At 62.7% G+C, this 8,893-nt stretch carries 9 protein-coding genes, 1 tRNA gene and 1 pseudogene; 5 read left to right on the top strand and 6 right to left on the bottom strand.

The annotated features are described in order from the left end of the window. The coding region (locus tag EN749_RS23990; RefSeq protein WP_245491489.1) for a thiamine pyrophosphate-dependent enzyme at nucleotides 1–309 on the top strand (309 nt) is incomplete at its 5' end. 186 nt (nucleotides 310–495) lie between these two features. Continuing rightward, complete coding sequence (locus EN749_RS23985; RefSeq protein ID WP_128364104.1) at nucleotides 496–1,203, top strand: SDR family NAD(P)-dependent oxidoreductase; 708 nt, start codon at nucleotides 496–498, stop codon at nucleotides 1,201–1,203. Between the two features lie 103 nt (nucleotides 1,204–1,306). On the opposite strand, the gene rpsA is transcribed toward EN749_RS23985, so the two are convergent. From rpsA to aroA, 4 genes are all read right to left on the bottom strand, one after another. After that, entirely contained in the window at nucleotides 1,307–3,004 is a 1,698-nt protein-coding gene (gene rpsA / locus EN749_RS23980) for a 30S ribosomal protein S1 (RefSeq protein ID WP_013528183.1), read from the bottom strand. 208 nt (nucleotides 3,005–3,212) lie between these two features. Then, complete coding sequence (gene cmk / locus EN749_RS23975) at nucleotides 3,213–3,863, bottom strand: (d)CMP kinase (protein WP_128364103.1); 651 nt, start codon at nucleotides 3,861–3,863, stop codon at nucleotides 3,213–3,215. 88 nt (nucleotides 3,864–3,951) lie between these two features. Continuing rightward, entirely contained in the window at nucleotides 3,952–4,185 is a 234-nt protein-coding gene (locus tag EN749_RS23970) for a hypothetical protein (protein WP_128364102.1), read from the bottom strand. Between the two features lie 3 nt (nucleotides 4,186–4,188). Further along, nucleotides 4,189–5,547, bottom strand: a complete 1,359-nt coding sequence (aroA, locus tag EN749_RS23965) for a 3-phosphoshikimate 1-carboxyvinyltransferase (RefSeq protein ID WP_128364101.1) — start codon at nucleotides 5,545–5,547, stop codon at nucleotides 4,189–4,191. A gap of 206 nt (nucleotides 5,548–5,753) precedes the next feature. Between aroA and EN749_RS23960 the strand changes: the two genes are divergently transcribed. Together EN749_RS23960 and EN749_RS23955 are read left to right on the top strand one after the other, a co-directional pair. Beyond that, entirely contained in the window at nucleotides 5,754–6,143 is a 390-nt protein-coding gene (locus EN749_RS23960) for a TIGR02300 family protein (protein ID WP_013528180.1), read from the top strand. 172 nt (nucleotides 6,144–6,315) lie between these two features. Continuing rightward, nucleotides 6,316–6,391, top strand: a tRNA-Ala gene (locus EN749_RS23955). A 190-nt stretch (nucleotides 6,392–6,581) separates the two neighbouring features. On the opposite strand, the gene dgoD is transcribed toward EN749_RS23955, so the two are convergent. Both dgoD and EN749_RS23945 read right to left on the bottom strand, forming a co-directional pair. Next, a complete protein-coding gene (gene dgoD / locus EN749_RS23950; protein WP_127267760.1) occupies nucleotides 6,582–7,730 on the bottom strand; it encodes a galactonate dehydratase in 1,149 nt (382 codons plus the stop codon). Nucleotides 7,731–7,738: 8 nt separating this feature from the next. Next, nucleotides 7,739–8,485 carry a FadR/GntR family transcriptional regulator gene (locus EN749_RS23945; protein WP_109665815.1) on the bottom strand — a complete coding sequence of 249 codons (747 nt, stop codon included), beginning with the start codon at nucleotides 8,483–8,485 and terminating at the stop codon, nucleotides 7,739–7,741. Between the two features lie 200 nt (nucleotides 8,486–8,685). Between EN749_RS23945 and EN749_RS23940 the strand changes: the two are divergent. Continuing rightward, nucleotides 8,686–8,893, top strand: a pseudogene (locus EN749_RS23940) (arabinose ABC transporter substrate-binding protein); the annotation flags it as partial.

The raw sequence follows: 8,893 nt of genomic DNA, 5'->3' as shown, positions 1-8,893 counted from the left end.
GTTGTCTGCCTGACCGGCGACGGCGGCTTCCAGTTCACGTTGCCGGAGTTGGGCGCCGCGCTCGACGCGCGGGCGCCGGTCATCTTCATCGTCTGGAATAACAGAGGCTACCGCGAGATCGAAACCTCGATGCTCGATGTCGGTGTCGAGCCGGTCGGTGTATCGCCGGCGCCGCCGGATTTCTGCAAGCTGGCCGAGGCCTATGGCATCGGCGCCGAACGGCTTGCCGACATCGAGGCTCTCGCGGACGCGTTGAAGCGCGCCCGGGCCACCGGACTGCCGCGCGTCATCGAAATCACGGTTGACTGAAGGACGGTGCTACGTATTTCCCGTCTCGCCGGCCCTGAACCACGGCCGGCCGGTGGGCGGACACATGCAAAGACGCGACAACTGCCATGTCGAGATGTCAATTGAGTGACGGGGCAAAAGGCGCGACGCTTCGCGTCGGCGGCACAGAAACGACCTAACGATAAAAAAATGACAGGAGCGTCCAAGATGACGGAAACACTTGAAGGCAAGCATATCGTCGTGACCGGTGGGACCGGTGCGCTCGGCGGTGCGGTTGTCGGCAAACTGCTGAGTGACGGCGCGATCTGCCATGTGCCCAATGCCCATGCCGCCGCACCAGCGCATTTTCCCTTCGCCGCGCATGACCGTGTCCAGTTGGTGCACAATGTCGATCTCTCGGACCCCGCCAAGGTCGAGGCGTTCTACAGTCAGGTTCCAGGCCTGTGGGGCTCAATCCACCTGGCCGGCGGCTTCACCGCCGCACCGGTGGAAAAGATCGAGTCAGCATCTTTTGCCGAGATGATGGACACCAATGCGCGCACCGCCTTCCTGTGCTGCCGCGCCGCGATCCGCTCGATGCTGGCGTCGGACATCGCGGGCCGTATCGTCAACGTCACCGCGCGCGCTGGGGTCGATCCGCGGCGCGGCGCCGGCATGGTCGCCTACGCCGCCAGCAAGGCCGCGGTTGCCGCGATGACCGTGGCGATGGCGGAGGAGCTGAAGCACAGGGGCATCCTGGTCAATGCGGTGGCGCCGTCGACGCTTGATACGCCGGCAAACCGTGCCGACATGCCGGATGCCGATGTCACCAGATGGGTCAGCCTCGAAGCCGCCGCCGAGGCCATCGCCTACCTTGCCTCGCCGGCCAATCAGGCGATGAGCGGCACGCTGGTGCCGCTTTACGGCAGGGCGTAACCTTCCAACCCTTCACGTCGGTCAAGTCAAAGAAAAACCCCGCCGGATCGCTCCGGCGGGGTTTTTGTTGAGGCCGCGCGCAAGGCGCGGCAACAGCTAATGCTTAGCTGCCCTGCTTCTTCAGCGCGGCACCCAGGATGTCGCCCAGCGAAGCGCCGGAGTCGGTCGAGCCATACTGAGCGACCGCTTCCTTCTCTTCGGCGATTTCCAGCGCCTTGATCGAGACCTGCAGCTTGCGGGTCTTCTTGTCGAAGGCGATGACGCGGGCATCGACCTTCTGGCCAACGGTGAAGCGCTCGGGGCGCTGCTCGTCGCGGTCACGGCTCAGATCGGAGCGCTTGATGAAGGTCTCGATGCCGCTGTCGACCAGCCGCACTTCCAGACCGCCATCCTTGACGCCGATGACTTCGCAGGTGACGACCGCGTTCTTGCGCAGTTCGCCTGAAGTCGCCGCTTCGCCGACCGTATCCTTGGCCAGCTGCTTGATGCCGAGCGAGATACGCTCCTTGTCGATGTCGACATCGAGCACCTGCGCCTTGACCATGTCGCCGCGATTGTACTCTTCGATGACCTGCTCGCCCGGACGGGTCCAGTCGAGGTCGGAAAGGTGCACCATGCCGTCCACGTCGCCTTCGAGGCCGATGAACAGGCCGAACTCGGTCTTGTTCTTGACCTCGCCCTCGACCTGGCTGCCGACCGGATGGCTAGAGGCGAAAGCCTGCCACGGATTCTCGAGCGTCTGCTTGAGGCCGAGCGAGATGCGGCGCTTGGCCGGATCGACCTCGAGCACCACCACGTCGACTTCCTGGGTCGTCGACAGGATCTTGCCGGGATGCACGTTCTTCTTCGTCCACGACATTTCCGAAACGTGGATGAGACCCTCGATGCCCGGCTCCAGCTCGACGAACGCGCCGTAGTCGGTGATGTTGGTGACGGTACCCTTGATCTTCTTGCCGATCGGGAACTTGGTGCCGATCTCGGACCACGGATCACTCTCGAGCTGCTTCATGCCGAGCGAGATGCGGTGGGTTTCCTGGTTGATGCGGATGATCTGCACCTTGACCGTCTGACCGATGTTGAGGATTTCGGTCGGATGGTTGACGCGGCGCCATGCCATGTCGGTGACATGCAGCAGGCCGTCGATGCCGCCGAGGTCGACGAACGCACCATAGTCGGTGATGTTCTTGACGACGCCTTCGACAACCTGGCCTTCTTCGAGGTTCTGCACGATTTCCGAACGCTGTTCGGCGCGGCTCTCTTCGAGCACGGTACGGCGCGACACCACGATGTTGCCGCGGCGACGATCCATCTTGAGGATCTCGAAGGGCTGGGGGTTGTGCATCAGCGGGGAGACGTCGCGGATCGGGCGGATATCGACCTGGCTGCGCGGCAGGAAGGCCACGGCGCCGTCGAGATCGACAGTGAAGCCGCCCTTGACCTGGTTGAAGATGACGCCTTCGACGCGCTCACCCTTGGTGAACTTCTCTTCGAGACGAACCCAGCTCTCTTCGCGGCGGGCCTTCTCGCGGGAAAGCATCGCTTCGCCAAGCGCGTTTTCGATGCGCTCGACATAGACTTCGACGGTGTCACCGACCTTGAGGGTGGTGTCCTTGCCCTTGACGCCGAATTCCTTCAGCGGCACGCGGCCTTCGACCTTGAGGCCGACGTCGATGATGGCCATGTCCTTTTCGATCGCGGTGATCGTACCCTTGACGACCTGACCTTCGCCGGAATGGCCTGTGGTAAATGATTCTTCGAGCAGGCTCGCGAAATCATCGCGAGTGGGATTTGCAGCTGACATTGTTTCTCCTGGAGTGCCCCGCATCTAGAAGCGGGACGGGCGCCGTGGGTTAGCGTTGCGTTGGCCTGCCGGCGTTCCGGGCTACAAAAACCCTGGGCCGCTTTTTAAGCGGCAATTCCGGCGCATGAAGAATGCTGGCAGGCTGGTTCGTGCCCGATATGGGTATTTTCTTCGCCTCCGACAACGGAAATACGAGGGAAAACCCGGATCAGGCCTTGTCTCTCTTGGCCAGCACGTCGTCTATGATCGCCATGGCTGCAAGAAACGCGGCTTCTATAGCCATTTCGCTGGTATCAAGCAAGTGCGCGTCGGCCGCCGGCTTCAACGGTGAGTCCGCTCGACCCATGTCGCGCTCGTCGCGGCGCACGATATCGGCGAGGATCTCGGTGAAATCAGCGGTCCCGCCGATGCTCTCGATCTCGGCCAGCCGGCGCTGTGCCCGCACCTCGGCGCTGGCCGTCACATAGAGTTTGATGTCGGCGTCGGGGCACACCACGGTGCCGATGTCGCGGCCGTCGAGCACGGCCCCGGGCGGCGTCTTGGCGAAGTCGCGCTGCTTTTCGACGAGGATGCGCCGCACCGTCGGGTACACCGCGACCTTCGAGGCGGCCTCGCCGACCGCATGCGCCGACAAGACCGTCCGGTCGAGCCTTGCCAGATCGACCTGGCGGGCAGCGGTTTCAGCCGCCGAGACATTGTCGAGCGGCAGCGCGTGCTGGATGAGCGCATAGGCGACGGCGCGATAGGTAAGACCGGTGTCGAGCAGGTTCAGCCGGTAGTGGTCGGCCAACCGCCGGGCGAGGGTGCCTTTGCCGGCGCCGGCGGGGCCGTCGATGGCGATGGTGAAGGTCGAGCTCATTTGGCTGGTCTGAAAAATCGAAATGCCAACACCGCCGCGGCAATCAGAACCGACAGCGGCAGCGCTATAAACGGTACGACGCCAATTGTTACAAAAGCCATTGCACCGAACCTTTGATCAGCACCGCAAGGAAAACCCATTTGTTGTTTTCCAGGAGGGTGGCTGCGTAAACCGACAGATACATCATCAGAAATTGAAGTAACAAAATCCAAAAAAGAAAGGCAAAAATGCCTACGCGGTTTTTGAAAACAAAACGCTCAATTAGATAAGGGACCAACGCCGCTCCTAGGCAAGCTCCTAGGATTGGCCAGTCGTGCAACATTTGCTATCCAATCTCCGCGCCCAGCGCCTTCATCAGCCCCATGAATTCCGGAAAACTCGTCGCGATCATCACCTGATCGTCGATGGTCACCGGCTTTTCCGTCGCCAGCCCCATCACCAGAAAGCTCATGGCGATGCGGTGGTCGAGGTGAGTCTGCACGGTGGTGCCCTGGCCGTTGGGATGGCCGCCAAGGCCCTTGCCGCTCGGTTTGCCGCGCACGGCGAGCGAAGCCTCGCCCTCAGTGCAGTCGACGCCGTTGAGCTTCAGCCCGTTGGCGACGGCCGACAGCCGGTCGGACTCTTTCACCCGCAGCTCTTCCAGCCCTTGCATAAGCGTTTCCCCCTCGGCAAAGCTGGCAGCGACCGCGAGCACAGGGTACTCATCGATCATGGACGGCGCCCGCTCGGGCGGCACGATGACGCCTTTCAGTTCGGAGTAACGCACGCGCAGATCGGCGACGTCTTCGCCGCCGGCGTTGCGCGGGTTGAGGATATCGATCTTGCCGCCCATCTCCTGCAGCGTCAAAAGCAGGCCGGTGCGGGTCGGGTTCATCAGCACGTTTTCTATTGTGATGTCCGAACCCGGCACAATCAGTGCCGCCACCAGCGGGAAGCCGGCCGAGGATGGGTCGCCCGGCACGGCGATCGTCTGGCCGGTCAGTCTGCCCTGGCCTTCGATGAAGATGTGGCGCACGCCGCGCTCGTCGGTCTCGACCGACAGATTGGCGCCAAAACCCTTCAGCATCTTTTCGGTGTGGTCGCGCGTCATGACAGGCTCGATCACCGTGGTGATGCCCGGCGTGTTCAGCCCGGCCAGCAGCACCGCCGATTTCACCTGCGCCGAGGCCATCGGCACGCGGTAGGTGATCGGGGCGGCGTGCTTCGGTCCATGCAGCGTGATCGGCATGCGGTCGCCTGGCGTCGCCTTCAGCACCTGCACGCCCATCTGGCGCAAGGGTTCCAGCACGCGGCCCATCGGCCGGCCCGACAGCGAGGCGTCGCCGATGAAGGTCGTCTCCATGTCATAGGTGCCGACAAGGCCCATGGTCAGCCGCGAGCCGGTGCCGGCATTGCCGAAGTCGAGCGGGCCTTCCGGCTGCAACAGTGCGCCGTTGCCGGTGCCGCGGATCACCCACTCGTCGCCGTTCTTCTCGATATGTGCGCCCATTGCCTTCATGGCCGCACCCGTGCGCATCACGTCCTCGCCTTCGAGCAGGCCGGTGATGCGAGTCTCCCCGGAGGCGAGGCCGCCGAACATGAAGGAACGGTGCGAGATCGACTTGTCGCCCGGCACGCGCGCGATGCCGGAAAGGGCTGGGGATTGGCGGCCGGTGGCCGGCTTGGGGGCGGCGGCGTGAGACATGGAATTTCCCTGGACGGAATGCCGGCAGGCCGGCGCTTTTCATTTGTTGCGGCGGTCTCGTATCACGGCGGGCCGAAATGGTCATCCCCCATGGTCGTCACTGACGCGAGGCCTTTCAATGCATGGTTTTGTGACGCCGGCTTTTCGCTTTGACAGCGCTGCAAACTGTGGTTAAGGGGACCACTCTTTTATTGACGAGGCTTGCCGTGGCAAAAACCGAACTTGGCACAAAACGTATCGACCCGGAGACGGGCCGAAAATTCTACGACCTGAACAAGGACCCGATCGTCTCGCCATACACTGGCAAGACCTATCCGCGTTCCTATTTCGAGGAAGGCAAAATTGCCGCTCTCGAGGAGGAAGAGGAAGTGGCCGAGAAGGAAGTGGACGCCGAGGAAGAAGAAGGCGTTGAGGTCGTCTCGCTCGAAGAGGCTGATGAGGACGTCAAGGGCGACGACCTGCCGGATCTTGGCGACGACGAGGACGACGTCGATCTCGGCGACGACGAAGATGACACCTTCCTTGCCGACGAAGAGGAAGAAGACGACGATGTCGCCGACATGATCGGCGTCGGCGACGACGACGACGAGGTCTGATCGGCCTTGAAAGCGGGCGTTTGCGGGCTTTCGAGGCCTGTGAAGAAAAAGCGGCTCTCGAAGGCTTGATATCTGAGAAGGGCGGGGTTAGAAGCCGCCTGCACTAACGGCGCGGTCTCCAACCTGCGCCGGATCTCTTCGCCGGAAACGGCGCCGGTTGACTGCCGGAAGTGGGGCCATAGCTCAGTTGGGAGAGCGCTTGAATGGCATTCAAGAGGTCGTCGGTTCGATCCCGATTGGCTCCACCAAACAGTCCCTCTGCAATTCGCAGCCGATGAATGTGCCGCACTGCGGCCATCGCGCTTGATGGCCAGTTCAGGCAACGCCGCTGAAAGCGCCTCCATCAACGGAACGAACGAGCCATTTCTCGAGAGCGATCGCTCGCCGGACAAAGTCCTCATTGTTCATGGAGCGCTTAGAGACTGAAAGGCAGCCCGATCACCACTCGGCGAAGGAGCCGTCCTTGTGGCGCCAGACCGGATTGCGCCAGCGGTGGCCTTCCTTGGCGCGTTCCTTGACATAGTCCTCGTCGATCTCGACACCCAGGCCCGGTCCGTCGGGAATGGCGACATAACCATCCTCGTAGCGGAAGACATCCTTGTTGGCGGCATAGTCGAGCAGGTCGTTGGCGGCATTGTAGTGGATGCCGAGGCTCTGCTCCTGGATGAAGCAGTTGTAGCTGACCGCGTCGAGCTGCAGGCACGCAGCAAGCGCGATCGGCCCGAGAGGGCAATGCGGCGCCACCGCCACGTCATAGGCTTCCGCCATCGCCGCGATCTTGCGGCATTCGGTGATGCCGCCGGCATGCGACAGGTCTGGCTGGATGATATCGACGACACCTTCCTCGAACACCGACTTGAAGTCCCAGCGGCTGTAGAGCCGCTCACCGAGCGCAATCGGCGTCGAGCCAAGCGCGGCGATCTCCTTCAGCGCCTCGCGGTTTTCGCTGAGCACCGGCTCCTCGATGAACATCAGCCTGTAAGGCTCCAGTTCTTTGACCAGGGCACGCGCCATCGGCCGGTGGACGCGCCCATGAAAATCGACGGCGATGCCGATGTTGGGTCCGACCGCCTCGCGCACCATGGCGACGCGTTCGACAGCGGCATCGATCTTGTCGTGGCTGTCGACGATCTGCAACTCCTCGGTACCGTTCATCTTCAACGCCAGGAAACCGCGCGCAACCATTTCCCGGGCACCCGCCGCGACTTCTGCCGGCCGGTCCCCGCCGATCCAGGAATAGACCTTGATCGTGTCGCGCAGCTTGCCGCCGAGCAATTCATGCACAGGCACGCCGAGCGCCTTGCCCTTGATATCCCACAGTGCCTGGTCGATGCCCGCAATGGCGCTCATCAGGATCGGCCCGCCACGGTAGAAGCCGCCGCGGTGCATCACCGTCCAGTGGTCCTCGATCAGGCGGGGATCCTTGCCGATGAGGTAATCGCCAAGCTCCTTGACCGCTGCCTCGACGGTCAGTGCCCGGCCCTCGACGACCGGCTCGCCCCAGCCGGTGACGCCGGCATCGGTCTCGATTTTCAGGAACAGCCAGCGCGGCGGAACGATGTAGGTGGTGAGCGAGATGATTTTCATGCGCAGTCTCAGTTGCTCTTGAGTTTCTTGGCGCTGACGAGGTCGCGCGCCGCAAGGTCGAGGATCTTGTTTGCGGCCCCACGCGCCGCCTCGGCGTCGCGCATGCGCAGCGCCTCGACCACCTCCCGGTGCGCCGCCACGGCCTCCATGCGCCGGTCGAGCGAAATCACCGCCGTCGCCTCGAGCGAGAATTTCAGCCCGGTGTCGATGAGATTGCCGATCTGGCGAAAGATCGGGTTGTGGCTCGCGGCATAGACGATCTGGTGGAAAGCGATGTCGCTGCGCGAGAAGGCGGCGAGGTCCTCGCCGGCGCCGGCCATGCCTCGCCATGCCGCTTCGAGATCGGCGATTTCCTGCAGCGTCGCGCGGGTGGCGGCGAGTTCTGCGACCAGCGGTTCGATGGCGCGGCGCGTTTCGAGGATGGCATCGAAGAGCTTGTCGTCCAGCGCGTGCGGCGCGTGCCAGGCGAGCACCTGCGGGTCGATGATGTTCCAGTCGTCCTCGTTGCAGACGATCGTGCCGATGCGTGGCCGCGACAGCACCAGCCCTTTGGCGGCCAGCACCTTCAGGGCTTCGCGGATCACGGTGCGGCTGACGCCATACTCGACGCCCAGTTCATTTTCGGTCGGCAGTGAGGAACCAGCCGGGTAGCGCCCGGAGAAGATGTCCGAGGCTATCGCCTTGGTCACATCGGGCATCACGCGCGGGCGGCGAGTGGTCGTATCTCCCGGGGCTTTTTTCAGAATCTCGGTCACCTCAGCCCTCCTCCAAGGCGGCGAACCGCTGGTTTCGTACAATCGGTCCGCCCTTAACGGATGCGGATCGATTGCGCTAGCGATCACTGGTCAGAGCATGTACATTAATTATCATACTAGATCAATTGACGAGTATGATAAAAGCGATTAGAGACTCCGGCATCCGGGCTGAGCGCCCGGTCTATCGCTGGGAGGTAATCATGCGACTTTTGAAGACCGCGCTCGTCGCGGGCGCGCTTGCCGTGCTGTCCGTCACGACCATCGCTGCATATGCTCAGGACACCAAGATCGGTTTCATCGTCAAACAGCCCGAGGAGCCGTGGTTCCAGGATGAATGGAAGTTCGCCGACCAGGCCGCCAAGGAGAAGGGCTTTACCCTGGTCAAGATCGGCGCCGAGGACGGTGAGA

It is taken from the genome of Mesorhizobium sp. M7A.F.Ca.ET.027.02.1.1 (assembly GCF_004022985.1).
In the GTDB taxonomy this organism is placed as follows: Bacteria; Pseudomonadota; Alphaproteobacteria; order Rhizobiales; family Rhizobiaceae; genus Mesorhizobium.
Note: the sequence above shows the minus strand (reverse complement) of the source record. Positions and strands in the feature narration are given on the sequence as shown.